The organism is Arthrobacter sp. TmtSoilC48, assembly GCF_059739425.1.
In genome coordinates, this window is sequence record NZ_AP046049.1 from 1505211 (window position 1) to 1530902 (window position 25692).

General features: G+C 62.2%; 21 protein-coding genes. 11 read left to right on the plus strand and 10 right to left on the minus strand.

The window, feature by feature from the left end:
- Window positions 1–73 precede the first annotated feature (73 nt).
- On the plus strand, window positions 74–655 hold the full coding sequence (locus AC6I97_RS07200; RefSeq protein WP_224088721.1) for a mismatch-specific DNA-glycosylase: 582 nt from the start codon (window positions 74–76) through the stop codon (window positions 653–655).
- A gap of 292 nt (window positions 656–947) precedes the next feature.
- Here the strand turns inward: AC6I97_RS07200 and AC6I97_RS07205 are convergent, their stop codons facing one another.
- The 3 genes from AC6I97_RS07205 to AC6I97_RS07215 are packed head-to-tail and all read right to left on the minus strand — an operon-like array spanning window position 948 to window position 3430.
- On the minus strand, window positions 948–1550 hold the full coding sequence (locus AC6I97_RS07205; protein WP_224088720.1) for a TetR/AcrR family transcriptional regulator: 603 nt from the start codon (window positions 1548–1550) through the stop codon (window positions 948–950).
- 53 nt (window positions 1551–1603) lie between these two features.
- Window positions 1604–2953: a phenylacetate--CoA ligase PaaK gene (paaK, locus tag AC6I97_RS07210; RefSeq protein WP_224088719.1), complete on the minus strand. Its 1350-nt coding sequence runs from the start codon at window positions 2951–2953 to the stop codon at window positions 1604–1606.
- 9 nt (window positions 2954–2962) lie between these two features.
- Complete coding sequence (locus tag AC6I97_RS07215; protein ID WP_497944522.1) at window positions 2963–3430, minus strand: hotdog fold thioesterase; 468 nt, start codon at window positions 3428–3430, stop codon at window positions 2963–2965.
- Between the two features lie 119 nt (window positions 3431–3549).
- Here AC6I97_RS07215 and AC6I97_RS07220 point away from each other — a divergent pair, with 119 nt between their 5' ends.
- Entirely contained in the window at window positions 3550–4113 is a 564-nt protein-coding gene (locus tag AC6I97_RS07220) for a GNAT family N-acetyltransferase (RefSeq protein ID WP_224088715.1), read from the plus strand.
- Between the two features lie 105 nt (window positions 4114–4218).
- Here AC6I97_RS07220 and AC6I97_RS07225 read toward each other — a convergent pair whose 3' ends face one another.
- A complete protein-coding gene (locus AC6I97_RS07225) occupies window positions 4219–5775 on the minus strand; it encodes a putative bifunctional diguanylate cyclase/phosphodiesterase (RefSeq protein WP_497944523.1) in 1557 nt (518 codons plus the stop codon).
- A gap of 2 nt (window positions 5776–5777) precedes the next feature.
- Window positions 5778–6830 carry a hypothetical protein gene (locus AC6I97_RS07230; RefSeq protein ID WP_497944524.1) on the minus strand — a complete coding sequence of 351 codons (1053 nt, stop codon included), beginning with the start codon at window positions 6828–6830 and terminating at the stop codon, window positions 5778–5780.
- A 105-nt stretch (window positions 6831–6935) separates the two neighbouring features.
- Between AC6I97_RS07230 and AC6I97_RS07235 the strand changes: the two genes are divergently transcribed.
- Window positions 6936–7109, plus strand: a complete 174-nt coding sequence (locus tag AC6I97_RS07235; protein WP_224088709.1) for a hypothetical protein — start codon at window positions 6936–6938, stop codon at window positions 7107–7109.
- A gap of 224 nt (window positions 7110–7333) precedes the next feature.
- Here AC6I97_RS07235 and AC6I97_RS07240 read toward each other — a convergent pair whose 3' ends face one another.
- Window positions 7334–8977, minus strand: coding sequence for an ATP-binding protein (locus tag AC6I97_RS07240; protein WP_224088707.1), 1644 nt, complete (start codon window positions 8975–8977; stop codon window positions 7334–7336).
- 238 nt (window positions 8978–9215) lie between these two features.
- Between AC6I97_RS07240 and AC6I97_RS07245 the strand changes: the two genes are divergently transcribed.
- On the plus strand, window positions 9216–9599 hold the full coding sequence (locus AC6I97_RS07245) for a DUF7793 family protein (RefSeq protein WP_497944525.1): 384 nt from the start codon (window positions 9216–9218) through the stop codon (window positions 9597–9599).
- 19 nt (window positions 9600–9618) lie between these two features.
- Window positions 9619–10422 carry a class I SAM-dependent methyltransferase gene (locus tag AC6I97_RS07250; RefSeq protein ID WP_497944526.1) on the plus strand — a complete coding sequence of 268 codons (804 nt, stop codon included), beginning with the start codon at window positions 9619–9621 and terminating at the stop codon, window positions 10420–10422.
- 65 nt (window positions 10423–10487) lie between these two features.
- On the opposite strand, the gene AC6I97_RS07255 is transcribed toward AC6I97_RS07250, so the two are convergent.
- Window positions 10488–11360 carry a nuclear transport factor 2 family protein gene (locus tag AC6I97_RS07255; protein ID WP_497944527.1) on the minus strand — a complete coding sequence of 291 codons (873 nt, stop codon included), beginning with the start codon at window positions 11358–11360 and terminating at the stop codon, window positions 10488–10490.
- Window positions 11361–11411: 51 nt separating this feature from the next.
- Here AC6I97_RS07255 and AC6I97_RS07260 point away from each other — a divergent pair, with 51 nt between their 5' ends.
- A complete protein-coding gene (locus tag AC6I97_RS07260; protein ID WP_497944528.1) occupies window positions 11412–12050 on the plus strand; it encodes a helix-turn-helix domain-containing protein in 639 nt (212 codons plus the stop codon).
- A gap of 10 nt (window positions 12051–12060) precedes the next feature.
- Here AC6I97_RS07260 and AC6I97_RS07265 read toward each other — a convergent pair whose 3' ends face one another.
- Window positions 12061–14286, minus strand: a complete 2226-nt coding sequence (locus tag AC6I97_RS07265; RefSeq protein ID WP_497944529.1) for a S9 family peptidase — start codon at window positions 14284–14286, stop codon at window positions 12061–12063.
- 387 nt (window positions 14287–14673) lie between these two features.
- On the opposite strand from AC6I97_RS07265, the gene AC6I97_RS07270 reads away from it, so the two are divergent.
- The 5 genes from AC6I97_RS07270 to AC6I97_RS07290 all read left to right on the plus strand — a co-directional run bounded on the left by AC6I97_RS07270 (window position 14674) and on the right by AC6I97_RS07290 (window position 21178).
- Window positions 14674–16197, plus strand: a complete 1524-nt coding sequence (locus tag AC6I97_RS07270; protein WP_497944530.1) for a lipopolysaccharide biosynthesis protein — start codon at window positions 14674–14676, stop codon at window positions 16195–16197.
- Between the two features lie 119 nt (window positions 16198–16316).
- On the plus strand, window positions 16317–17402 hold the full coding sequence (locus AC6I97_RS07275) for a glycosyltransferase family 4 protein (RefSeq protein ID WP_497944531.1): 1086 nt from the start codon (window positions 16317–16319) through the stop codon (window positions 17400–17402).
- Entirely contained in the window at window positions 17403–18209 is an 807-nt protein-coding gene (locus AC6I97_RS07280; RefSeq protein ID WP_497944532.1) for a PIG-L deacetylase family protein, read from the plus strand. It begins immediately after the preceding gene.
- 63 nt (window positions 18210–18272) lie between these two features.
- Window positions 18273–19856, plus strand: coding sequence for an ArnT family glycosyltransferase (locus AC6I97_RS07285; RefSeq protein ID WP_497944533.1), 1584 nt, complete (start codon window positions 18273–18275; stop codon window positions 19854–19856).
- A gap of 29 nt (window positions 19857–19885) precedes the next feature.
- Window positions 19886–21178: a hypothetical protein gene (locus tag AC6I97_RS07290; RefSeq protein ID WP_497944534.1), complete on the plus strand. Its 1293-nt coding sequence runs from the start codon at window positions 19886–19888 to the stop codon at window positions 21176–21178.
- Window positions 21179–21241: 63 nt separating this feature from the next.
- Here AC6I97_RS07290 and AC6I97_RS07295 read toward each other — a convergent pair whose 3' ends face one another.
- Both AC6I97_RS07295 and AC6I97_RS07300 read right to left on the minus strand, forming a co-directional pair.
- Window positions 21242–22165: a GGDEF domain-containing protein gene (locus AC6I97_RS07295; protein ID WP_497944535.1), complete on the minus strand. Its 924-nt coding sequence runs from the start codon at window positions 22163–22165 to the stop codon at window positions 21242–21244.
- On the minus strand, window positions 22162–25551 hold the full coding sequence (locus AC6I97_RS07300; RefSeq protein ID WP_497944536.1) for a hybrid sensor histidine kinase/response regulator: 3390 nt from the start codon (window positions 25549–25551) through the stop codon (window positions 22162–22164). The genes AC6I97_RS07295 and AC6I97_RS07300 overlap by 4 nt, the downstream gene beginning before the upstream one ends.
- Window positions 25552–25692: the final 141 nt, after the last annotated feature.

The window sequence follows — 25692 nt, forward strand, 5'->3', positions numbered from 1 at the left end:
CACCTCCTACGCTGAAAATTTTACGCTTGAGGCCCCCGGAAGGATCTTACGAATCATGTCATAAGGTTGAACGATGGGACTTGGCCGGGTTGCGCTAGATGCGTTCCGAGGCCTAACCCTGCCCGATTTAGTCTCGGACCAGACGAGGCTCCTGTTCGTCGGCATCAATCCTGGCCTGCGTGCTGCTGCAGTGCAGGCGCACTTCGGTGGCGGCAGCAATCGCTTCTATCCAGCGTTATTTCGGGCCGGCATCGTCGATCGTCGGATCGATGCCTCTGCAGGGTTCCGCCCCGGGGACCTCAATCATCTGCTGGAACGTGGCGTTGGGATTACGTCCATAGTTGCGGAAGCTTCGGCGCGAGCGGATGAACTCACCCCGGAGCAACTCCTTGCCGGAGCCAAAGCACTATCTGCGCGCGTCGAACTTATGGCGCCGGCAATGGTTGCAGTACTGGGAATCGGAGCCTATCGGACCGCTTTCGCCCGGCCTAGGGCGACGTGGGGACGACAGCCGGATTCCCTTGGGCGTTCCCCGGTTTGGGTACTCCCAAACCCGAGCGGCTTGAACAGGCACGCGAGTCTTGCTGATCTCGCCGCTGCCTACCGTGAAGTCGCCGTCGCGGCTGGCATCGAACCGTTTCCTGGCCCGGAATAGCTACCTTGGTCGGACCAACCGGTGGCCTTCACAGTCCGTCAATGAGCCCGTCGATAATGTTGCTGAACCTCTCGGCTGGCCCACCTGTTTTGACCAAGACGCTTAGTCCGATAACGGACGCAACGAGTTGGCTGGCGACAGCGTCGGGGACCTGGCCACGGCACGGCGACAAAGGGTGAGAGAGGAACCGCGAAAGACCCGCGGGATGTGAGAGAGGAAACGCAAAAGACCCGCGGGATGTGAGAGAGGAACCGTAAAAACCCGCAGGATGTGAGAGAGGAACCGGGAAGGGTCAGGCGGCGGCGTGGAGGCCGTCGAAGGCCATGGTGATGACGTCGTCGGCCAGCTTCTCGGGGGACAACGAGCCGCCCGGCTTGTACCACTCCACGATCGAGTTGATGGTGCCGAACAGGAGCCGCGTGACCGTCCGGGGGTCGATGTCCTGGCGCAGCGAGCCGTCTTCACGGGCAGCGGCTATCAGGGCAGCCACCTTGTGGTCGAAGGCACGCCGGCGTTCCAGGGCATCACGTTCAATCTCGGTGTTTCCCCGCAGCCGCAGCAGCAGGGTGACGAACGGCAGCCTGTCTACCAGCACCGCAATGGTCTGCCGGAGCACGAACTCAAGCCGGGCATCGGCCGGCCCGGAGGTGGCTGAAGGCTCATCCAGGATGGCCTCCAAGCCGCCCAGGGCGTGGTCCAGGGCGAGCTTTAGCAGATCGCCCTTGGACGGCACGTGGTGGTAGATGGCTGACTTGGAGATCCCGAGGTTCTCAGCCAGGATGCCCATGGACGTTGCGTCGTATCCGTGGCGGTTGAAGACGTCGACGGCGATGCGGAGCACCGACTGCTGGTCGTAACCGGGCCGTCCGCGCTTGGTGGTTGTCTCAGTAGGCATGGTGGCATTTTCTCACGATCTCTAGACGGGCTGCCGGTCAGCGACGCCGCATGTCAGCCCTTTGGCCGCAGGTCGTAGATCCGGCGGAGCTTGCCGTTGGAACGCTCAAGGGAACCGGGCTCTACAACTTCAACCACGCAAGAAGACCCGACATGAATCTTGATCTGCTCGCGCAAGGTGCGGGCCGCCGTCGTGCTTGACTCTGCGGGGACGTTTTCGCGCCGCTCGATTTTCACGGTCAGCGAATCCATTCGCTTGCCTTCGGGGCGGGTGATTTCGAGCTGGAAGTGCGGGCTGAGCTCGGGGATGCGGAGGGCGATTTCCTCGATCTGGGAGGGGAAGAGGTTCACGCCGCGCAGGATGATCATGTCGTCGCTGCGACCGGTGATGCGGCCCATCCGGCGGTGTGCGGGGCGGGCGGTGCCGGGGAGCAGGCGGGTGAGGTCCTTGGTGCGGTAGCGGATGATCGGCAGCGCTTCCTTGGTGAGGGACGTGAAGACCAGCTCGCCGGGTTCGCCGTCGCCCAGGACCGTGGAGTGATCGAAGGGATCGATGATTTCGGGGCGGAAGTGGTCTTCCCAGATGTGGCAGCCGTCCTGCGTTTCAACAGCTTCGCCAGCCACGCCCGGGCCCATGACTTCAGAGAGTCCGTAGATGTCCGAGGCCTTGATGTTCATGGTGGTTTCGAGCTCGTGGCGCATTTCTTCGGTCCACGGCTCGGCGCCGAGCACCGCGTACTTCAGCGATGTGGAGGTGGGGTCGATGCCCTGGTGTGCCATGGCGTCGGCGATGGTCAGCAGGTACGTGGGGGTTGCCAGGATGGCGTCCGGCTTGAAGTCCTGGATGAGCTGGATCTGGCGTTCGGTCTGGCCGCCGGACATCGGGATGACCGTGCAACCGAGCGCTTCAGCGCCTGCATGTGCCCCGAGCCCGCCGGTGAAGAGGCCGTAGCCGTAGGCGTTGTGGACCTTCATGCCGGGTCGGACGCCGGAGGCGCGCAGGGAACGGGCCACCAGGGTTGCCCAGTTGGCGAGGTCGTTCTTGGTGTAGCCCACCACTGTAGGGCGCCCGGTGGTGCCGGAGCTCGCGTGGATTCGGGCAACCTCATTCTGGGGCACCGCGAACATGCCAAACGGGTACTCCAGCCGGAGGTCTTCCTTGGTGGTGTAAGGGAACTTGCCGAGGTCGCTCAATTCGCGGAGGTCGGTCGGGTGCACGCCGGCTTCGTCGAACTTGCGCTTGTACAGCGGCACGCGATCGTAGGCGTAGGCCACCGTGTGCTGCAGGCGGCTGAGCTGGAGTGCTTCAAGCTCGTCGCGGGACATCGTTTCTTCGCGGTCCAGGATGGGGGCGGTTGCCGTGGAGGCGGGCGATGTGGGCGCGGCGACGGTGTTCTGGGTCATCTGGAGTTCCTACTTCTTGGAGATGGTGCGGCTGCGGCCCCGGAACTCTGCAATGAGTTCTCCGGGATCTGGATCGGGGGTGGCGCCCGCGGCGCCGGCTGAAGCCGCGTAGATCTGGATGTCGTAGAGGCCGCTGCGGCCAGTACTCGCGCGACGGTTTGCGACGGCGGTAATCACCTGGCCTTCGAACGCCGGCTTGATAAAGTTGATGTCGACGCCGGACGCCACCGTGATGTTGGCAGCTTGCTTTGGCGTTGGGTTGGCCGGGTTGCAGGCCAGTGCGAAGGCGGTGTCCGCGAAGGCGAAGATCATTCCGCCATGGGCCATTCCGAATCCATTGAGCATTTCCTGGCGGAGGTGCATGCGGATGGTGGCATGGCCGTCGTCGATCTTGAGGACCTCAATGCCCATCCATTCAGACGCGTAGTCGTTCGTCAGGATGTGGTGCGTTGCACCGGAGAGGGTTGTTTCAACCATGCGTCATTGCCTCCAGCTTTATTTACCGAATGTTCATTAGGTAATCCCAGATCGGCCCAACTGTCAAGACTGGACAAGCTCAGGGCCGGGATTTGGACGCGCCTAGTAGCCTCGAAGACATGCCCGAAATTGAGCTTCCGATCATGACCGAACGACTCATTCTGCGGCGTTTCGAGGCCGAGGACCTTGAGCGGTTCCACGCCTATCAGTCGCTGCCCGAAACCGCCCGGTACCTGCTCCGAAACGAACTGACCAAGACGCAATCCATGGAAGTCCTGGGCCGCTACGCGAATGCGCAGTTCAGGCATGAAGGCGATTGGGCCTGCCTCGCCATCGAGCTCCAGGACCGTCCGGGACTCATGGGCGAGATCGTCCTGAAATGGCTGGAGGGAACAGGCCAGGCTGAGCTTGGCTGGATCCTCCACCCCGAGGGCAGGGGGCAGGGAATCGCGACGGAGGCGGCGGAGGCTGTCATGAAGCTGGCGTTCGGCCAGTTGAACTTCCACCGCATAGACGCGAAACTCGATGCCCTGAACACCGGCTCCGCCGGTATCTGCAAACGCCTGGGGATGCGGCTTGAGGCCACCCTCGTGGACAACTGGCACTACAAAGGCCAGTGGGCCACCGAGAACATTTATGCGATCCTCGACTCCGAATGGCGGGCGCGCCAAGAGGGGGCTTGACGGCGTCAAAGCCCCAACGCGTCAGCCGCCGCCCACCAGCCAGCCAACCGCCAGCCAAGCGAAAAGGGCGCCGCACCCTAAAGCCAGCCCACCGCCGTCGTGCCTTTAATCCTGGATCGGCCAGGTCTTGTGGTGCTTAAGCTGTTCGGTGAGTTGTGCCTCCGGCAAAGGCCGGCTGAAGTAGTAGCCCTGCCCGCTGGTGCACCCAATGCTGAGCAGGAAGTCTGCCTGCTCTGCGGTTTCGATTCCCTCCCACACAGCACCGAGGCCGCACGCACGAATGAGTTGCAGGACTGCCGCGAGGAGGGCGGGCTGCGCGGGGTCGCTACCGAGTGCCGAGAGGAGCGTTCGGTCCACCTTGACGGCGTGCACGGGCAGGCGGCGGAGGTAGTCAATGGAGGAGTAGCCGGTGCCGAAGTCGTCGATCTCCATCTCGACGCCCAGCCGCCGCAGGCTGTTCAGCGTGTATCGGTCGAGGTCGTTGCCTTGAATGACAGCGCTTTCGGTCAGCTCCAGGACCAGCAGCGATGGGTCCAGCCCGGCCGAGGTCAACGCTTCGCGTACGTCCTCCACGAACTCCAGCCGCTGGAGGTCTGCGGCGGACACGTTGATGCGCATGTTGAAGTCGTGGCGTCCCGTCAGGGGATCGCTGCGCCATCGCTGCAACTGCTCGACGGCGGTGCGCAGCACCCAGCCGCCCAGATCGGAAATCATCCCCGTTTCCTCGGCGATGGGAATGAACTCGTCCGGCATGATCATGCCGCGGGTGGGGTGATTCCAACGGACCAGGGCCTCGACGCCTTCAATTCCGCGGGTGTCCAAGCGGATGATCGGCTGGTAGTAAAGCACCAGCTGCGAACCGGCGATCGCTTCCTTGAGCTCACCCACGAGTTGGTTGCGCAGTTGCCGGGCAAGGAGCATGTCCGAGTCAAAAACCTTCAACTTGCCGCGCCCATCCGCCTTGGACTCATACATGGCGATGTCCGCTTCCATCATCAGTTCCTCGGCGCTCTTGCCGGGATCTGCCATACGGAGGCCCATGCTGGCGCCACACCGTACGTACTGGCCTTCGATCTCCATTGGACCGTCCATGGCGGCCAGGATCCGGTTGCCGATCGAAGCCGCCTTCGCGGCGGTAACGTCCTGCAGCAGGATCGCGAATTCGTCGCCGCCCATGCGGGCAACCATGTCCTCCTCGCGGACGGCAGCGCTGATGCGGGCTGCCACCGTTACCAGCACCTTGTCTCCGATGGTGTGGCCCAGGGAGTCATTGACGCCCTTGAAGCCGTTCATGTCCATCAGCAGAATGGCCGGCCGCTGATTGCCATTGGGTTCCCTGCCCTGGGATTCTGCCAGCGCGGCGGAGAAAGCGGAGCGGTTGTGAAGGCCCGTGAGGGGATCGGTCATCGCCATGTGCTGCATTTCGCGGTGGGCCTCGTGCAGCTGCCGGGTGCGGTCCGCTACCCGCTGCTCCAGCTCTTCATAGACAATCTGGAGGTCCTCGGCCAGGAGGTTGGTACCCATGATCACGGCGTCGATCTCGTCGCGGGCATCGGAGATTTCAATCCTGGTGTGCAGGTCTCCCGCAGCAAGCCTGACGATGCCATCAAGCAGCAATCCCAGACGTGGATCTGATGCGGCATTCGAGTTTTCCTCGGACATGGTTACTCCCCGTGCGGTTCGCCTCGCCGCTCAACCATATCCCGGAGGTATTCGCGAACGGCCGAACTTCGATCAGGCAGCGCTGCCTGATCGAAAAGGCTCGCGGTTTCGCTAAAAGTTGCCACGGCTTCTTCCCGGCGGCCCAGGGCAAGCAAAGTCCTGGCCAGGAGGAAGTGCGACTCCGCGGAGGTTTGGGTGGCGAGGATCGAAGACCGGGCACACAAAGGCTCAAGGATGGTGAGGGCTTCCTGCATGTCACCGTTGAGGTAGTTCCAGTGGGCGCGGACCAGGGACATTTCCAAATGGTCCCGCTCGGAACCGCCCACGATGTCTGTAGCGAGCTCCGCCCGCTCGATGCAGCGGAGGGTGGCGGCATCACTCAGCCGGGCCTGAAGCCGCATTTCGGCTGAGGCGCGGTTGAAGCGGGCCCACAAGTCCACGTCCTTGGATGGTGACAGCCGTTCGGAAGCAAGATCGTGGTACCGGCTTCCATCTTCAACCCGGTTTGCCAGGAAAGCGACGTTGCCGATCACCCAATAGCCCTTGCCCGCGGTGTCTTCGTCGATGTCTTCGGTCAGCAGGGATTCCAGCTCCAAGCACTCACGCCAGGCATCGTCCAGCAGGCGGCTTTCGGCAAGGGAGGCAATGAGTGCGCGCTGTGCCAGGATCTGTACATAGACCAGGTCCGCGTCCCGGGCAGCCAGCTTGGCGGCGTCCGCGGCCATGGCAGCGGCCTCGGCCAGACGTCCCAGGCCCTGCAGGGCAACGGCGACCATGGTTCCGGCTTTGGCTCCAAGCTCAGGCGAGGACGCCGTGAGCTGGTGCCCGTTCAGTTCCAGTGCCAATGCCAGGTATTCATCGATCCGGCCTTGGTCCCGGAGGCATTCCGCCTGCAAGTAACGCATATTCCACCAGGACACTTCATCCCCGGCATCAGCGGCAAGATGTGCAGCTTCGCCGGCCAAGCGAAAGGCCTCATCAAAGTTACGTTCTTTCCATTTGGCGCGCGCATTGAGTCCGGCTACAAGATGGGGCGTTAATTGTGGACTCTGCATGTGCCCATTATCCATGTCCATGGTGAAGAAAAGCTCGTATAGTTTGCCACGTGACCTTTTTCAAGTCACACCGGTAATTCGCATCAGTATGAAAGGGCACAGCGGATGAAGAAATTTGCGGCAACACTGCTCATGGCAGCAGTTCTGGCAGTAACGGGGCTGGCTGCTCCGGCTAACGCCGAGCCTTCGCAGGACAGTAACAGCACGGCAATCGGCTGGTGGCCGAACAGCACAACCACCAAAACGAATACCACCACCATAGGTTGGTGGCCGAACTAAATTGGGGGAGCGCCTCTCAAGGCCAGATGACTCAAACTGATGCCCCGGGCTTTTGCTCGGGGCATCGGTTTTGTTGCGGAGTGTGTCGCGGATTAGTGACTTTGCGGTCAGGTTTCAGGCCAGCCGTTGACGGAGCTGTCAAGGCGAGGCACAAGACGCCATGAGGGCGTCAAGTGAGAAGGAAGGCGAAGTCAACTGGCAATTTGGGGATGTCAACCCGGCCCTTAGGGACCACCAACCGGCAACTCGACGGAAACCGTAGTCCCTGAGCCCAGCGTAGAGTCGAAGACCATCCGCCCCATATGGCGGCTGATGATGTCCTGGGCGATCGCAAGCCCGAGGCCGCTTCCGGGAACGGCGGCTGCCGTGGCGTTTGAGGCCCGGTAGAACCGCGTGAAGATGTGGGGAAGATCGTGTTCGGGGATCCCCAGGCCTGTGTCCGCCACCTTCACCAGTGCTGCACGGCCACCGTCTGCCGATGCAAACATTGAACTCGTGATGCCCACCCGTCCACCTGCCGGGGTGAACTTGATGGCATTGGCCACGATGTTGGTGAAGACCTGTTCCAGCTTGGCTTCATCGGCGGTAACCTCCACGTCCTCGGTTCCCTCGGTGAAGGACACAGCCACCTGCCGGGACTCTGCCAGCGGCCGCAAGGTGGCCACCACCACCTGGAGGAGCTTGGCAATATCCACCGGTTTGAGGTCCAGGTTGCTTCCGTCCTGCATGGATACGGTCAACATGTCCTCGATGAGCCGGCGGAGCCTGTCGGAGTTCCTGGCGATCACGTCCAGCATCTTGCTGATGCCCTCAGGAACAGGGCCGCCCGAACCGTCCCTGATCATGTCCAGGTAGGCCGTGATCGAGGTTAGGGGAGTCCGGAGTTCATGGTTCACCGTTGCCAGGAAGTCCGTCTTGGCCTTGTCCAACTGCCTGAGCTGGTGCAGTACGCGTTGCTGGGCGCTGATCAGGTGGCCCTGAATGAGTCCGTGCGCCACATTGCCGGCGACGTGCTGCATCAATGCGATCTCAGGCCGGGTCCAATCGTGCTGTTCCCCCACCGTTGTGAGAAGGATGATGCCCAACGCTGACCCACCTTCGCCCACAGGCAGCAACACCGATGACACGGGGTTGAGCTCGCACGACCACTCTTTCAGCGCCTGGGTGATCCTGGATTCCGGCTGGGTGCGGTGGTCTGTAACCGCCAGAACGTCAGCTTCGGCCCATAGCCTGTTGGCTGTCTCGACGATCAGGTTCTCGCTGTCGCCCAATCTGGCTGGCAGCATGGGCGTGCCCGGCCGGTTCCATTGGGAGCGAATGGAGGGGACACGTTCGTCCCGGAAGGTTGCAAACCAAACATGGTCCATTCCAAGGGCTTCGCCAAAACCCCGGACCACGTGCTCGGCAATCAGCTGGGGATCGTTGGTTTGCCGGATGGCGGACGAGACGTTTCGTAGGCTTTCGCGTAAGGCTTCAATTTCTCCCCGGGACCGCGCACGCTCCCTGGCCCTGCCAATCAGGGTTTCGGCACGGTAGACAAGTTCATCGGCACGCACGGGGTTCATCACATAGTCCACAACGCCCCAGGCCTGGGCTTCTTCAAGGTCTACGGATTCGCCGGCGTTCAGGAGCAGCAGCACGGGAACGCCCGGATTCCGAAGACCATGCGCCAGGGAGTTCTCCACAACCACCACGGACGGACTTTCGGTTTCCAGCCGCGACGCCATGGAAGCGGTGTCTGCGGCGGCGAAAACTTCGAACCCAGCGGCTTTGAGCGCAGCCTTTGTTAAGGCCAAACGATCAGTGTCTGAATCCGCCACGACGGCGGAGCGGGAAGAGTGCTGCACATCGGCCCCGTTCTTACCCACTGAGCCCCCTCCGTTACAACGTTCGTTCACCGTAATTCCAGATTTGGCAACACACTATCAGCGCCACCGCGGGCTTCGGACCCGCAGGGCCATTTGATCCTCAATTGCGTCGCCCTTCAGGGCATTGCGTCGGGGAGAAGAGCCTTTACATTCGGAGCCGGATTAGACAGCCTAGAGGATGAGAGCCCGGGGGAGGCCTTGTCCTCCTGCTGTCCGCGAGGAAACGACAAGGAGACCAGTGAACCAACCAGCAGCACCGCAAGACCACCAAGAGGTGGCGTTCGAGTTGGAACTGGAAGAGTCCGGAATCCTGCGGCTGACGTGGCCACGCGGCTCCAGGATCCAGCAGACGGATGCCCAGCGGGCGATGGACCGGGTCAACGAGCTCTGTGGTGAAGCGCGCCACCCGATGATCGTGGACATGGCCACCACTGCGGACGTCACAAGGGGCGCCCGCTCCGTCTTCGCCAAGCCCTGCCAGGCCTCACGGATCGCCCTCTGGGGTTCGTCCCCCGTGGACAGGGTCATTGCCAACTTCTTCATTGGCATCATGAAACCGCCGTGCCCCACAAGGTTCTTCACCTCCGAAACAGAAGCCCTGCAATGGCTGAAAGAGCATTAGCGCCACTTATATTTGGAGCATGCTGTCCACGCTTCGGAAATATTTGCTGGTTCCCCGCCTGATCCGGCTTTCCTCGGCCGCGCCCAAGGACCCGCTCACGGCATGGGACCGCTACTGGGGAAACGTCCGATCCACCGGGGCTTCCGGCGATGTGTTGTGGGATTCCGGCAGCTCTCATGAACTTGAGGGTTACGTGCCCAAATTCGCCCGCATGGATCAGTCCCTCCCGGTGGTGGACGTGGGGTGCGGCAACGGCAGCTTCACGCGCTTGCTGGCCCAGCATTTCCCGCACGCGCTTGGGCTCGATTACTCCGCTAACGCCGTGAACCGCGCACGGCAAGAGGCGGGGGACATCACGACGGCGTCATTCGCCGTGTGCGATATGACGGCACCTGACGCTGCGCGGACTGTCGTGACGGCCCTTGAAGCTGCGGGCTGGACAGGCGATGCCAACGTGTTCATCCGAGGTGTATTGCACGTCCTGGACTCCAAAGGAAGGGCCGCCCTGGCCGCAAACCTGTTGCCCGTCGTCGGATCCCGCGGCAGCGTGTTCCTGGCCGAAACCAACTTCCCCGGCACCCCCATTGATTACGTCAGCCACCTCGGCGCCACCCGCCACTCCATTCCTGCACCGTTGGAGTGGGCCATCAAGGGCTTGCCGATGCCGGGCCGCTTCGGCGCCGCCCAGCGGGCCAAGGCGTTCCCGACGGCGGACTGGAACCTCCTCGAGGAGGGCGCGACCAGTATCGAGACCCGGCCCCTGAGCAACCCCTCGGACCCTGACCTCATTCCGGGATACTTCGCCCTGCTCCGCGCACGCTAGCGCCGCACCCGCAGCGCCGCCCCGGCTGACGCCCGCCCCGCTCACCACGAGGAGTGGCACAGGATTCACTGGGGCCGTTGAATTGGAATAAGGTCCGAGTGCCGGTGAACAATCCGCCAGGCGTCGTCCTCGCGGCGGTAGACCTGCGTCGTTCGCATGGTGTAGTCGTCAGGTGAGCCATCAACAATGGCCTGGCTGTGTTCCAACCCAACCGTGTAGGCGAGGCTGCCGCTGGCACCGGCCGCGACAACCTCGAACTCGAACCCGGTGGCGCCGTCGAACCGGTGGGCTTCCCGGCGAAACTTGGGTTCCAGATCAGTCCAGCCGGCTCCGGAAATGTGCGCACCGAACAGTGTGATGGGGTCAGTGTGGGACCACAAAGCGATGCGTGGTGCCACATCGCCCTTGTGCAGGGCCACCGTCATATCGCGCTGCTTGGGAAGGATCTCGGCCAAGAAGGCCTCGGTCTCCCTTCCCATAGCCTGTCTCTCGCCCGTCATGGGGCCCGTCCGGCCAGCGGGCAACGGAACGCTGGCCTCTCCCGCCGGGAAATCAGCGTGACGATGCACGATCCGCCAGGCATCATTTTCACGGCGGTAGACGTGGGTCACCCGCAAGCTGTATTTCCTCGGAGTGCCCTCAACGGTGGTGGTGGTGTGCTCGTAGCCGACCGTGTAGGCAAGGTCCCCGCTGACGCCGGCCGCGATGATCTCAAGTTCGAACGAATCCGATTGCGAGAACCACGAGGCGACGTTCTGGAACATGGGCTCAAGCTCTGCCCGGCCGCTGCCGCTGAGGATCGCACCGAAGAGCGTCAGCGGATCGTTCTGCGACCACAGCGCGAGGCGCGGTCCGGCGTCGCCGTCGTGGATTGCACCGTCCGCGGCAAGCTGTTTCGGAACCATCTCGGCGAGGAAATTATCGGTCTCGGTAGACATGGCCAACTCCATTACAGTGAGACTGTTTTGAATACTGTTAGAATGCATCCAATGGGCGCAAAAATCAAGAGGCCGTACGACTCCACCCGCCGGCAGCAGCAGGCTGCAGAGACACGGCGAAGCATCATCATGGCTGCCAACGAGCTGTTTATCTCGCAGGGATACGGGCAGACCACGGTCAAGCAGGTGGCTGAGCGGGCGGGCGTCGCCGTCGAAACCGTATACGCGGCGTTTGGCACGAAAGCTGCGCTGCTCCGGCACGTTTGGTACGTCGATTTCCGCGGCGACGAGGCAGACGTGACCCTGTACGACAGGGCGGAGATGCAGGCCATCCTGGCCGAACCGGACCTGCCCACAAGGATCCGACGCCACGCCGTATTCGTCACAGCGAGCAATCGGAGGATTGCCCCACTCCTTGAGGCCCTCACGGGAGCAGCAGCGAGCGAGCCCGACGCCGCCGCCATGCTCGGCGAATGGGCCGACCGCCGCTTGGATGTGGCGACGCGCTACGCACACGCTGCGGCTGCCACCGGTCAGCTCGGCGTCACCGAGGAGGAATGCCGCGACGTGTTGTTTGCGACCATGGACGGCACGCTCTGGACCCGGTTCGTAGAGCAGCGCGGCTGGAGCGATGAACGGTTCTCGGACTGGCTTGGCGCGATGTGGATCAGTATGCTCGTCCGGGAGTAGCTACGCGCCGCTACTTGAGCCCGGCTCCAGGAACAAGTTCCGTGGCGCCCAGCGAGTCGGCAACGAACGCGTAGTCCCAAGCCCGCTCCCGCCACTGAACGTACCGGCCGGACGCTCCGCCGTGGCCGCCGTCCATCTCGATCTTCATGACGATCGGCTCCGAGCCAGTGGATACCGAGCGCAGCGCCTGCACCCATTTGGCCGGTTCCACGTACAGCACGCGGGTGTCGTTGAAGGACGTCACGGCGGCGATCTTGGGGTAGGGCACGCTCCGCACGTTCTCATACGGAGTGTAGGACTTCATGTACGCGTAGGCTTCGGGATCGGTGATCGGGTTGCCCCATTCCTCCCATTCCAAAGCCGACAGGGGGAGCTCGGGGTCCAGGATGCTGGTCAGCGGGTCCACGAACGGCACCTGCGCCACTACTGCAGCGTACTTTTCCGGAGCCATATTGGCGATGGCACCCATGAGCAGGCCGCCAGCGGAACCACCCATGGCCGCAATCCGGGAAGGATCCACCCAGCCGGAAGCAGCAAGCCAGTCGGTGGCAGCGATGAAGTCCGTGAACGTGTTCTTCTTGGTGAGCTTCTTTCCATCCTCGTACCAGTGACGGCCCAACTCCCCGCCACCGCGTATGTGGGCAATAACCATGACGATCCCGCGGTCCAGCAACGACAATCGCGCAACGCCAAAGCCCGGGTCCATGCTCATCTCGTACGAGCCATAGCCGTACACCAAGCCAGCGGCCGTGCCGTCCTGCTGTACCGAAGCGTGACGCAGCACTGACAGCGGAATCCGGGTGCCGTCGTCGGCGGTTGCCCACTCACGCGTGGCCACATACTCCTGCCTGGAGTAGCCGCCCAGTATCGGGCTTTCCTTGCGCAGCAGCAGCTGGCCTGAGGGCAGCTCCGACGTGGGCAGAACAAAGTCGTAGACGCGGGACGGTGTGAAGTAGGAGGTGTAGCCCATGCGAATCACAGGGGCCTCGTAGTCGGAACTGGAAACGCCGGCACTGTAGAGCTCTTCGTCGAAGGCCGGCTCCACTGGCGCGGCCTGCTGCGGCGTGCCCAGGCCCGTGAGCGGCAGCACCTGGACACGCTCGATGGTGTCCTTGCGGACGGACAGCACCAGGTGCGTGGAGGTGACGCCCGCACCGTTGACGCGGACGTCGTCGGAATGCCCGACGACGGTCCGCCACTGCTGCTCTGCCAGCGGCTTGGTGAGTTCGGACGGGTCAACCAGGCTCACCATCGAATTGATGGCGTCCTTGTTGTGGGTCAGGAGAAGGGTTTCCTGGCCATCAAGGAGGAAGGGCTCGGCCTCGTAAAGAACGTGCTCCGCACGTGGAATGACCGTGCTGAGCCCGGCGTCGTAATCGTCAAAGCGGAGCAGCCGGGTCTCGCTGAACTCGGAGCAACCGATGCTGAGCACAAGGTGCCGCCGATCGGAGGCGAGATCGAAGCCCAGCCACATGGCGACGTCGTCCTCCTGGTAAAGAACCTCATCCTCGGCAACCGGCGTGCCTAATACGTGGGCCTTGACCTGGTAGGGGCGCCAGGAATCGTCCACCACGGTGTAAAAGATGCGGGTGCCGTCAGGAGAGAAGGCCACGCCATAGAAGATGTTCTCGATGACGTCCGGCAGGAGTTCGCCCGTCCGGAGGTCCTTGATCCGCAGCGTGAAGCGTTCATCGCCGGAATTGTCCACGGCGTACGCGTAATGGTTGCCGTCGATTGTCACGGCAGCGCCACCGATGCTGAAGAACGGCTGGCCCTCGGCTTCCACGTTTCCGTCAAGGAGTACCTGTTCGCCCGGGATCTCCACGCCCGGCTCAACGGATGGCGGAGTCCAGTCGGCCACGGGGTCACCCGTGTTCCGGGCAACTACGCGGCAATGGATGCTGTATTCCTTGCCCTCCACCGAACGGCTGTAATACCACCAGCCATCCTTCCGGCTGGGCACAGACAGGTCAGTTTCCTGCGTGCGGCCCTTGATCTCCTGGAAGATCGCTTCCCTCAGCGGTTCCTGGTGGGCGGTCACAGCCTCCTGATAGGCGTTCTCCGCTTTCAGATGCTCCACTACTTCTTCGGATTCCTTGTCCCGGAGCCACTCGTAGTTGTCCACGAAGACGTCGCCGTGGTGTTCGCGGCGGCTGGGGACGCGTTTGGCAACAGGCGGCCGGGGTGCTGAACCGTTGACAGGGGCAGCGGCAGGCGCGGAGGAAGTGTGGCTCATATGGCAACTCTATAGATGGCCTCTGACACGGAACCACTGATTTCGCTCAGAGCGCCCGCACATGCTCATTAAGGCCCGATGGGAACAACTTGAACCTTCACGTCAGACTCGCGTCATGACTTGGGGTGTCTTCGCACTGCTTAGGAGGCGAGCACCGCTTGGTGCCGTTCCGATTCTTGGAGGGTCAGATGGGTTTGCTTCATGTGCAAGGCCGAACCACGGATTTTGCCTTCGATGTTGAGCTCCTTCTCTGCCTTCAACACGACGGGGCACTGATTGTTGAGCTGCCCGTGGGCTGTACTGACGGAGAAGAGCCCCCCTTCCGCGACGATGGCCAGTAGCGGTAGCTAATCAGTGGATTTATCCGAACATGCCATAACCACCGCAGTGAGTTTGCGGCCCAGAGCTGGAAGCCGGGAAAGGACACCGAACCGCGACCCCAACATAGCTCAAAACAGTGGCTTCCTGGCTGTGTCGGCGGGGCTGGTGGGTGTGGTGAGCTACGCCTGCACCTTGCTCATGGCCAACATGCTGGGGACAGCGGATTATACACAATTCGCCGCCGCCGCGATGATCCTGGGCGTGGTGGGGATCGTGGCCAATGCAATGGTTCCGCTTCCTCTGTCCCACGTGGTCGCCGTGCATCCGGAAGGGTCCGAAGAGCGGCGGAACGGCGTGGCCTTCTCGGTCTTCGTGTCTTGTCTGGCGGGAGTTGCCGCGGCGGCCATCACCGGCGGCGTGACTCTCGCGCTTGCCACCCCGGACCTGGCAGCAGCGGTGGCTCTGGCAGCCTTTGTCATTTTTGTCGTGAATGCGCCCGCCGGGTGGCTCCAAGGCGAACTCCGCTTCACTTGGTACGCAATGTCCACCATCGGCGAGGTTGTCTTGCGGTTGATCTTCAGCCTGCTGGTGATCCTTATGGCGTGGGGTGCCGGGGGAGCGGTCATCGGTTTTGTCGCGGGGTGCCTGGCACCTCTGGTAGTGCCCTGGTCGTTTTATCGGGATCTCCGTTGGCGTCCGGGGGTGCTGCTTCAGAAGTGGCGGTGGGCCGAAACGAGCGATATTGCATCGGTCCTGTGCGTCGTGTCCGTGCTGGTGGGGACCGACGTCGTACTTGTCGGCTTCCTGGACAACGGCTCGGTAGAAGCAGCAGGCTTCCAAGCGCTCGCCACCATTGCAAAGGGGCCCGTTTACGTGGCCGCCGGGACAGCGCTGGTGGCATTTCCCTTGCTTCGCACCCCTGGCGTCAAGGTCAGCGAGGTGCTGGGAGCTTCATTCGCCTCGTTCGGGCAGCTTGTGGTGGTGGCCTTCGCCATCATCGCCACGGCACCGCCACTGATGTCCGGCCTCATAGTTCCGCCGAAGTATCACGGCTCCCTTGGACTCCTGCCATGGCTGGCGGCTTCCGGTCTCGGTTATGCCGTCCTGATGGTGCTCGCCACCATCCTTTTGGCCATGCGTGCCTACCGCCGCTGCCAAATCGGCCTCGCTTGCGCGTGTCTTCTGGTTATCGGCGGGCTGTGGATCGGCTGGCAGGTGAACGCCGTCCCGGGAATGGCCGTGGGATCTGCCGTCGGTGCGGTGACCGCTGGCCTCGTCCTGACACTATTGGCGCGTCCGGTGCTGGCGGCTACCAACCAGGGAAAGGGGACGGGCAGGTTCGCCATCCTGGCGTTCGCCCTGATCGTGGTCCTTGCCGGAGCCGCCCACCTGCAGCCCCTGCTCTGGTTGCTTCTCGCCGGCATCAGCGGAGTCACCGTTCTTGCCCACCAGCGCGGCATGCTGCCGCACAGGAACGACTTCAGGACCTCCCGACGTCGGCAGGCTGGCAGACGCAGCAAATCTACCGGCCGCCGGTCGAATAGGGCACTTCACCGACGTGCTTCTCCAAGAGGACGCCACTACTCCTGATTCAGCGGAGTTGTAAGGGGCAGGGAGCCCTCCAGAAATGTAGAGATGGGAAGACAGCTTTGAAAGTTTTACATTTGGGCTTTGAAGATCCACGAATGCCCGGGGCAGGCGGGGGATCAGTGAGGACGCACGAAATCAATCGCCGTCTGGCGACAAAGGGCTTCCACGTCACAGTGCTGACTACCCGCTATCCGGGCTGGCAGGAACGCATCGAAGACGGCGTGCATTATGTGCCCATCGGCTTCGGAACGGGCAGTAACCGCCTGGCCAGGCTAGTGGCCTATATTGCGCGGCTACCGTTTGAGGTATGGAAGCGCCGGTCAGCTACCGAGCTGGTGGTGGAGGATTTTTTCGCTCCGTTTTCGACCATGGCCGCACCGCTCTGGACCAAGCGCCCCACCATCGGTGTTGTCCAATGGCTGCATGCCAGGGACAAAGCACGGCAGTACAAGCTGCCCTTGCACTGGATAGAGCGACTGGGCGTGTTGACGCACCGCAGGCTGATTTCGGTTTCGCAGGGCATCAGTGATCGGTTAAAGGAACTGAACCCGGACCTGCATGTGGACGTCATCGGCAACGGCGTAGATCCCGGAGCCTGGAACAACCAACCGCGGCTGGGGAAGGATGTCCTCTTCATCGGACGACTGGAGTATGGGCACAAGGGCCTGGACCTCCTCCTGGAAGCCTGGGCCCACGCCTGCGAAAGGGTAGAAGGCAAGCTGCTGATCGCCGGTACAGGTCCGGACGAGGAACGGTTGCGCACGTCCGTCCGGGACAAGGGTCTCTCCGGGCGCGTGCAGATGCTCGGGTGGTTGTCCGGGGAAAGCAAGTTCCAGGTTCTCAGCAATGCACGGCTGCTGGTAGTGCCCTCGCGGCACGAAACCTTCGGGCTGGTGGCCATTGACGCGCTCGCGGCAGGCACTCCCGTTATTGCCTTCGACATTCCTTGCCTGAAAGAGATCATCCCGCCGGGTACGGGGTGGGTGGTAGAGGCTTTCGATGTTCTGGCACTGGCTGATGAAATTGCCTCCCGTTACTCCCAAACGGGGCTGGAGCACGTGGCTGAGCAAGGGCGGAAGTTTGCCGCCGGTTACAACTGGGATGCGCTCGCCGACAAGCAGGCGCAGGCCTATCGCACTGCTCTTACTGAGCTGAAGAACCCTCAAACCCGGCGGCCACAAGCCGACCACGCCGAAAGGGCTTGAATGCCGCTCCGATCACGAGTCGAACACTCCATGGCGGGCGACGCCCCCTGGCTTTTCCTTTCACCGCATCTGGATGATGCAGTCCTGTCATGCGGCTCGCTTATTGAAGCCCAGGCCAAAGGGCGGCAGATCATCGTGGCCACGCTGTTCACTGAGGCCATGCCATCACCCCACACGCGGGCAGCCCGATCCTTCATGCGCCAATGCACCGTTCCGGACGCTGGGGAATTGTTCCAGGCCAGGCAGTCGGAGGATCGTGCCGTGCTGCAGGACATGGGTGTTCAATCCATCCACCTTGGCGAAGTGGACGCCCTGTTTCGAAAGCGGCGAAAGCCCCCATTGCTGGGGAGCAGCCAGTGGGAGCGGCTGCTCCCGGAGCTCACTCACCGCTACCCCACCTATCGGTTCGACATCGCGATGGGAAGGATCGCCAAGGGTGATCGGGCCCTCATCCGCCGGCTTCGCTCCGACGTCGCCGGACTCATGGCACAAACCAAAGCTCAGCTGTTGTTTTGCCCGGCAGGGGTGGGTAAGCATGTGGACCACCTGATCACCCGGGAGGTAGGCAAAGGACACCCGGACAACGTGGTGATGTACTCAGACTTTCCTTATGATCTGGCTGCCGGTCCGGACGAAACGCACATGTCCAAATTGGGCTTTGTGCCGTGGACCTGGGACACCGGACTCGATGCAAAAGCCGGGCGGATCAGGCAGTATCCCACGCAGGCAGATGCCCTGTTCCCCAGCGGAGTAATCCCACTGAAACCGGAAACGTACTTTGTGCCTGGGCACCTCGATGCCGATTAGCCATCTGGTTCACACACACATTTCTTCTGGTTCAGTACTTTTTCGCTTCACATAAGGGTCATTATGAATTCGCTTTACCAACTCCAGGTCACTGCCCCGGGTGGGCGGGCGCGGAGGTCTGCCCATGCCTCCCAGCGGGCGTTGCGGGGACACTTGTGGGTTGCAGCCCTTGTAGGCTTGCTGGCCACGGTCTTCCGGGTGTTCGGTGTTCAACGGGCCAATGACGTTTTCATTGACGAAGTAACCTACGCGGACGTTGCAAGGCAGATAGCGGATGGCCACATGCCATCAATCCTTGGCACCCCGTTTTTCCTGCATCCTCCGGGTTCTTACGCCCTCAACGCACTGGTCATCCGCGTGCTGGGACTCCAAGGCAACTCCACGGACTTGGCGTTGCAGTTGCGTTGGGTCAATAGTGTTCTCGGAGCAGTTGCGGTTGTTGTCTGTTTCCTGCTGGTTCGCCGTCTTGTGGGTGTTGGACCTGCTGCCGTGGCTGGCGTCATTCTGGCCAGCGACCCGTTTGTCCTTCGCATGGATGGGCGGTTGATGATGGAGACTCCAGCTGGCCTGGCGGTCTTGTCGGGATGGCTATTGGTCCTGTTGCTGCTCGACCGTAAGTCGGGGCGAACCCGCCTGTGGCTTGAAATCAGCGCCGGATTGGTTTTCGGACTGGCCATCGTCATGAAAGACATGACTGCAGTGTTCACAGTGGTTCCGTTGCTTGCCGCGGTGGTCTGGCGTAGAACCGTGCCCCTCCAAACAGCCTTGCGAATCCTCGCATGCTCCACAGTTCCCTATCTGGTTTATCTGGGTTTGATCGCTGCCAGCGGGCTGATTCCGCAGTTCGTTGAACAAAAATCGGTGGGCGTCCTGAGGATGATGGGCGTCGTTCAGATGACAGGCTTCAATTCAGTCCACACCGTGAGCCTTGCAGACCGGCTCATTGACCTGGCCGGACGCTTCGGCACCAGCTATCTGCTTCTGGGCCTTTCCGTCGTGGCTGGGGCAGTGACTGCTATGTCTCCGCTGGTGGAACGGCGGGCTATTGGCTTGTTCTCGCTTTTTACCGGCTTGGTGGGTATCTACTCCGTCTTCTTCGGGGCGGCAGAGGAACAGTTTGGCTACTGTGTGGTGCTGTCTGCCCTGGTTTCGGTGCCCGTAGCCGCTGTGATGGTGGTGAAATGGCGCCCCCGCCTGCGGGCGCCCGTTGTGGCTGCCGCAGCAATCATGACCATACTCAGCCTCTTTCTGGGTGTTCAGGCAAGATCAGTCGTCGATGACGGGCTTGTCCGTGCCCGGGACTGGATGAACGCCGAGCTGCCCTTGTCCTCCAAGGTGGGTTTGACGTCAGTAACTGCTGAGTTCGCGCTCATGCCGCATGAGGGGTGGGAGGTCCTGCCATCCTTGCAGTCCCTGCATGACCGCGAGGCGCAGTATGTCCTCACACAGGGGAGGCAACTGAGTGAGGGGTACGGCTTCGCCGCACCTGAGTTCCTGGACTGGCTTCAGGACAACGCCCAAGCGGTTTTCACTTTCAGGGGACCAACGTCCGGTGACACCGTGGTGTGGCAATTGGACCGCGCAAAATTGGACGCCGCTGTGGCGGGAGGGCTGAGCTTCCCTCCCGTGACCGGCGGCTACCCGTGAGAAGCCTGCTTCGTGTGGTCTTGATGTTGATGATGACAACACCTGTGATCGTCGGTTGCAGTGTGCAGACCCAGCCGGCGGCAGAGCTCCTGTCTTTTGGGGTTCTGGGTGCCACGTGCACTCCTGAACGCCTCGCAGAACTTCGCGAGGCCGGCGTATCCGTAGTGGAATTGCCCTTGGCCTGGGATCGGTACCAACCGGGAGCCGGAGGGGTGGACCATCACTACGTGGCGGAGGTTCGTGAACGACTGAACCGCTGCCATGAGGCTGGCATGGCTGTGGTTCTGTCCCCTGGTCTGCATTACGCGCCTGATTGGGTAAGAGGTCTGCCCGGAGGTGTGCTGCGGGGAAGCGCACGAGGAACGCCAAAGGACCAGGGTTCCGAGCTCATATTCAGTGCCGATGTGCGGGATGCGGCGCAAAAGTACTTGGCCCTTGTTGCGTCGGACTTGGGGTTTGAGGGCGTAGCAGCAATACGAGTCGGGACGAATGCCAGCGGGGAGCTAGGGTACCCAGGGCCCGGTGACGGTGGAAATGAACGCGAGTACTGGGCATTTGCTGACGCCCCCCAGTACGGCATCGGTTTAGCTGAAGGCGTTGCGCCTTCTCCCATGCCGGGGTGGATTCCGGGCGCCAGCTCATGGCACGGGCGGTCCGTAACTGATGAGCAGGTCCAACGGTGGTGGGACTGGTATGCCGGATCTGCGGTGGACGCAGCCGTATGGCAGATACGCGAGCTGAGGAAACTTGGGTATCAAGGGCGTTTGCATGTTCCCGTAGCGGGTCGGGGAGTCTTGCCGAATGACAAAGCAACAGCCATAAAAGGACGCTTGGATGGCCGGGCCGATCCGGATGGCGCCCAGGAACGCGGTCTGGACTACGCTGTTCAATTCGCTGCGCTCGCGGCTTTAGCGGGGGTGGATGTGGACTTCACGGGCTTGGATGACATATCGGCCGTGAGTGCAGCCGCTGCCGTTCCGCGGCAAGATCAGTGCCTCCCCACTGACGACGAGAGCATGCTGATGGAAGATGTCTCACAATGGTCCTCCCACAGGTACATCAGCGCCTTGGCTCGGCGAGCCGGGCTGGGACTGGTCGGTGAAAACCCCGGTCCTCCGGATGCACCTTTCACCGGCGGCTCACCGCAATCGCACAGCCTAGCCGAACAATTGCGCACCGCTCCGGGGTACGCCGTGCAATGTGGGATGACGATGTTCCTGTTCGGCTTCGAAGAGAACCTCTTTGATGAGGAAGGCAGCGGTGTCACCACTGAGGACTACAAAGAAGTCATCCAGCGGTTGCAGCCTCCGGCTCAGCAGTGACGCCCCGAAACGGTCGGAGCTATAGGGGCGCGGCACCATCACCTCCAACACTGAAGTTGCTGGTCACTCTAAGCGGAGGGCATTGGCCAGGGACACCCGGTTCCTGCCTGCGGCCTTGGCTGCGTACAGGGCCATGTCGGCTTCCCGCAGCAACTGCTCGGTCCCCGCGCGGTGACCATCGGAAAAGGCCGAGATGCCAGCGCTGATGGTGAGTATCCCATCGGGGTCGCCGGAGTGCTCGATCTGCAGCGCATGCACGGCCGCCCGGACCCGCTCCATCACAACTTCAGCCCCAGCCGCCGTCTGCTCACGCAGGACCAAAAGGAACTCCTCGCCCCCAAACCTGTATACGCCGTCGGACTGGCGGACCTCGCCGGCGAGAGTTGAGGCGATGGCCACCAGGGCGGCGTCTCCTGCCTGGTGGCCGTAAATATCGTTATAACGCTTGAAGTTGTCCACATCCACCATCGCCAGACAGTAATCCCGCGAGTAGCGGTCGCTTCTGCTGTGCAGTTGGCCAAGGTCTTCCGTCAGCTTGAGTCTGTTGTGCAGCTTGGTCAGGGGGTCTGTGCGGGCCTGTTTGGTTAGCGCCGAACGATACTTGGCGAGGTCTGCGTGCAGCGAGGTGATCCGTTGCGCGGCCAGGAGGCGGATGTGCAGGTTGAACGGGTCAAGCGGTTTGGTGACGTAATCGTCCGCGCCGGCCTCCATGCCTGCCAGGACATCTTTTCGCGAACCGTGGGACGTCACCAGGATGACGTACGTGTAGGTGTCCTCCTCATGCGCGCGGATCGCCCGGCAAAGATCCAGGCCGTTCAACCCCGGCATCATCAGGTCCGTCACCACAGCTGCCGGGGCGTGTTCCTGGTAAAGCTCCCAGGCCGAGTCGCCGTCCACTGCCACGATGCAATCATGACCGGATTGCTCGACGGCGGCTTTGGTGATCATCCGGGAGATCTGGTCGTCGTCGGCGATCAATACTTTCATGGGGCTCCCAATAGTGTGCGCTCAAGTGCCCCATCCACTCGAGCGAGTTCCGATTTTAGTTCTTCGAGTACATGCGTTCCGTGCGCTTCAAAACCCGGGACTGCCTCACGTCCAAGTCGTTCCAAGTCCTTGGCCAGGATTGCGGCACCCGTAGCGCCGATGTTGCCGGCCGCACCCGCGAGTTTGTGGGCGGCGGCCTCCACAGCGTCGGCCTGCTGGCTCTCCAGGCCTGAACGAATTGCCTCCTGTGCACGCTGGGCTTCTTCGCGGAAAGCCCGGATGGCGTCAGGCAGCAGGCCCAAACCGTCCGCCGGTCCAAGTTCGCGGAGGATCTGCAGCCGGTCCTCATCGAGGACGGTGACGTCAGGGTCGGCAACGTCGGCGAGAACAGCGGCCTCCGCGTCTGAACCATTTGAGACAACAACGTTCGACGGCGGTGCTTCCGCCCGCTGCTCCTGCGGCACCCACCTGGCCAGGATGTCGCGGAGCTTGTCCAGGTCAACCGGCTTGCTGATGTAATCGTCCATGCCAGCCGCGAAACACCGCTCGCGGTCCTCGTTCAGCGCCCCGGCCGTCATGGCAATGATGGGAATCCTCACGGTTTTTGAGTCACGGGAGCGAATGGTCTTTGTGGCCTCAAAACCGTCCATCACCGGCATGTGGCAGTCCATGAGAATGGCAGCATAGTTTCCGGTGAGCGTCGCAGCAACGGCTTGAGCGCCGTCGTCGACGATGTCCACTTGGTAGCCGAGCCTGTTCGCCATCCCGCGGGCCACCAGCTGGTTGACCTCGTTGTCTTCGGCCACCAGAAGCTTGCCCAACCGGAGTTCCGGGTTCTCGGACGGCGACTCGGGCTGCATTGCATAGGGGAGCGGGGCGCCTGCATTGCCGATCGTTCTCGTTGCCACGAGCCGTAGCAGCCGGTTGTAGAACTCGGAGCTCCGGACGGGCTTGGTGAGGTACTCGCGGATACCTGCGGAGGTGAGATCGGCCTTGTCCACTTGCATGGTGGAGGTCAGGAGAATGATCCCCGGGCCGCCCGAGCCGTTGCTCTCTTCCTTGATCTGGCGGGCCAATTCCAGGCCATCGGTATCGGGCATGCACATGTCCACCACGGCGATGTCATAGGGGTGGTGGTCCGAAACGGCCGAACGGTATTCGTCCATGGCAGTGCGCGCATCTGCGACTGCCACCGGCTGCATTCCCCAGCTTGCGAGCTGGGTCTCCAGCACCAAACGGTTGGTGGCGTTGTCGTCCACCACGAGGACTTTTCGTCCCGCGAGCGAGGCAGGCAGGATTCCGGTGTCCGTAGCCGGAGGGCCGACGGGCAGGTCCAGGACAAACCAGAATTTGCTGCCCACACCCATTTCACTGTCAAGCCCTATTTCGCCGCCCATCACTTCGGTCAGCCGCCGGGAGATGGCAAGACCGAGGCCCGTGCCGCCGTAACGGCGGGTGGTGGAAGCGTCCGCCTGCGCGAAGGATTCGAACAGTCGGTGGTGGTCCTCAGTGCTGATGCCGATTCCCGTGTCTCGGACTTCAAACCGCAGCGAGGCTTTGTTCGAATCCTGGCTGACTACTGAAACCTGGATCTCCACCTCGCCGGCTGGAGTGAACTTGACCGCGTTGGATGACAGGTTCAGCAGGATCTGGCGAATCCGCCCGGAATCGCCCATGAGCCGTTCAGGCACGTTGGGGTGACAGTAGGAGATCAGCTCAAGTTCCTTGCTTTGGGCCTGCTCGGCAACCAGCCCTGCAACTTCTTCCACCAGTGTGCGCGGATCGAATGCCGTGATGTCCAGGTCCACTTTCCCGGCTTCCAGCTTGGAGAAGTCCAGGATGTCGTTGATCAGCGTGAGGAGGACCTCGCCTGCGCCCTTGACCCCTTGGGCGTATTGCCGTTGGACTTCGTTAAGGCGCGTGTCCAGCATCAGCGATGTCAGACCGATTACAGCATTGAGAGGGGTCCGGATCTCGTGGCTCATAGTGGCCAGGAACTCCGACTTGAGCCTGCTCGATTCCAAGGCTGCTTCCCGGGCGGCCATCAGTTCGGATTCCGCAGCTTTGCGTTCCGTGATGTCCCGGGAAATTGTGGCCACGCCCCAGATGCCCGATTCATTGCGGACGGGGGAGAGTGTCACGGAGACCGGAATGGTGGTCCCGTCCCCGCGTTTGCGTAGGGTTTCAAAGTTCTGGACGTTACCACTTTCGGCGGTTGTTCGGAGGGCCTCGTGTTCATCGTGCTGCAATTCCTCCGGGACAAAGAAATCGCTGTTCCGGCCGACGGCCTCCGCCGCCGTATAACCAAAAATCCGCTCCGCCCCCGGATTCCAACTGAGGATCTCTCCCTCACGTGTCTTGCCGATGATGGCGTCGCCGGAGGAGTTTACGATTGCCCCCAAGCCCTCCAGTTCGGCCGTGCGGGCCGCCACTTTGGACTCAAGGTCCCGCGTCAGCGTCACATTCTCGACGACGATCAGCACCTGCCGCACGATGACGAAGGCCAGGACAGACAGGCCCGTGATCAGCAGGATGGGGTCTGACAGGTTGATGGCCCGGCTGCGGTTGAAAAGGACTGCGCCGAAAACGGGAATGTATGGCAGAAGTTCCAAGGCGGCAGCATAGGTGCGTCCGTCTTTTTTGCTGCTGCTGGCCTCTGGAGCCAGTGGGCTGAGCCCAACCAGCAGGAAGGCTGCTACCCAGCCCAGTGCCAGGGGTGACCCGGTTACACCTGTGACGCCTTCGGTGGTGAGCCGCACGTAGGTTAGGTCGGTCAAAGCGAGCACCAGGAAGCCCAAGCCCAGGCACAACCAGGGAAGGCGCCGGCCCCGGGCGGCCCGCATTGTCAGGACGATGAGCAGGGAGACCATCACCACGTCCACGAACGGGTATGCCAACGTGGTCAGGAACGCAAGGGCATCCTCGTTGCCAGCATCGATCACTGGCCCCAGGACCGCACCCCAGGCGATGAAAAGAACGGCACTGGCCACCGTTCCGACGTCCAGGACCGTCCGGACAACTGACATGCGGACGCTGCCGCCTTTGGAAAGCATGACAAGCCCGACGGCGACCGGCAGCGCGTAGCCGATGAATCCGGCGTCGGAAGCTGATGGGAAGGGGTAGGCGTGGTCCAGCACTATGCCGTTGAAGGTCCAAAGTGCTTGGCCGCAGGACCAAAGAGCCAACCCTGCAACAACGAACCATCGGGCCTTTGTGTTGCCGTGGCCCCGCACAGCGGCACTGGTGTGTGTCATCAGCGCAGTCAGTGCGGCGGTAAGTATCGCCAGGTCGCCTGCAAGTTGGGCTGTGGGTGTCCCGATACCGCTGCCGAGTCCGGCGGCCAGGAGGACCGCGCACATTCCGACTGCTACAAGGAAAAGCGGCATACCCTGCCTCGCCCATGAGCGCACCGGAAGAACCTCGTGCTTCACTCCTGCCACTGAACCCCTGCCTTCGAAAGTGGCCCCACCAAAAGCGAACAACGCATCTTGCCTTTGCGCTGAGGGAAGCATACGCCGGGAAACCCC

Coding starts and splice junctions, on each gene's coding strand:
- AC6I97_RS07200 (WP_224088721.1), top strand. CDS start 74: ATGGGACTTGGCCGGGTTGCGCTAGATGCGTTCCGAGGCCTAACCCTG.
- AC6I97_RS07205 (WP_224088720.1), bottom strand. CDS start 1,550: ATGCCTACTGAGACAACCACCAAGCGCGGACGGCCCGGTTACGACCAG.
- paaK (WP_224088719.1), bottom strand. CDS start 2,953: ATGACCCAGAACACCGTCGCCGCGCCCACATCGCCCGCCTCCACGGCA.
- AC6I97_RS07215 (WP_497944522.1), bottom strand. CDS start 3,430: ATGGTTGAAACAACCCTCTCCGGTGCAACGCACCACATCCTGACGAAC.
- AC6I97_RS07220 (WP_224088715.1), top strand. CDS start 3,550: ATGCCCGAAATTGAGCTTCCGATCATGACCGAACGACTCATTCTGCGG.
- AC6I97_RS07225 (WP_497944523.1), bottom strand. CDS start 5,775: ATGTCCGAGGAAAACTCGAATGCCGCATCAGATCCACGTCTGGGATTG.
- AC6I97_RS07230 (WP_497944524.1), bottom strand. CDS start 6,830: ATGCAGAGTCCACAATTAACGCCCCATCTTGTAGCCGGACTCAATGCG.
- AC6I97_RS07235 (WP_224088709.1), top strand. CDS start 6,936: ATGAAGAAATTTGCGGCAACACTGCTCATGGCAGCAGTTCTGGCAGTA.
- AC6I97_RS07250 (WP_497944526.1), top strand. CDS start 9,619: ATGCTGTCCACGCTTCGGAAATATTTGCTGGTTCCCCGCCTGATCCGG.
- AC6I97_RS07255 (WP_497944527.1), bottom strand. CDS start 11,360: ATGTCTACCGAGACCGATAATTTCCTCGCCGAGATGGTTCCGAAACAG.
- AC6I97_RS07260 (WP_497944528.1), top strand. CDS start 11,412: ATGGGCGCAAAAATCAAGAGGCCGTACGACTCCACCCGCCGGCAGCAG.
- AC6I97_RS07265 (WP_497944529.1), bottom strand. CDS start 14,286: ATGAGCCACACTTCCTCCGCGCCTGCCGCTGCCCCTGTCAACGGTTCA.
- AC6I97_RS07280 (WP_497944532.1), top strand. CDS start 17,403: ATGCCGCTCCGATCACGAGTCGAACACTCCATGGCGGGCGACGCCCCC.
- AC6I97_RS07285 (WP_497944533.1), top strand. CDS start 18,273: ATGAATTCGCTTTACCAACTCCAGGTCACTGCCCCGGGTGGGCGGGCG.
- AC6I97_RS07290 (WP_497944534.1), top strand. CDS start 19,886: ATGATGACAACACCTGTGATCGTCGGTTGCAGTGTGCAGACCCAGCCG.
- AC6I97_RS07295 (WP_497944535.1), bottom strand. CDS start 22,165: ATGAAAGTATTGATCGCCGACGACGACCAGATCTCCCGGATGATCACC.
- AC6I97_RS07300 (WP_497944536.1), bottom strand. CDS start 25,551: ATGCCGCTTTTCCTTGTAGCAGTCGGAATGTGCGCGGTCCTCCTGGCC.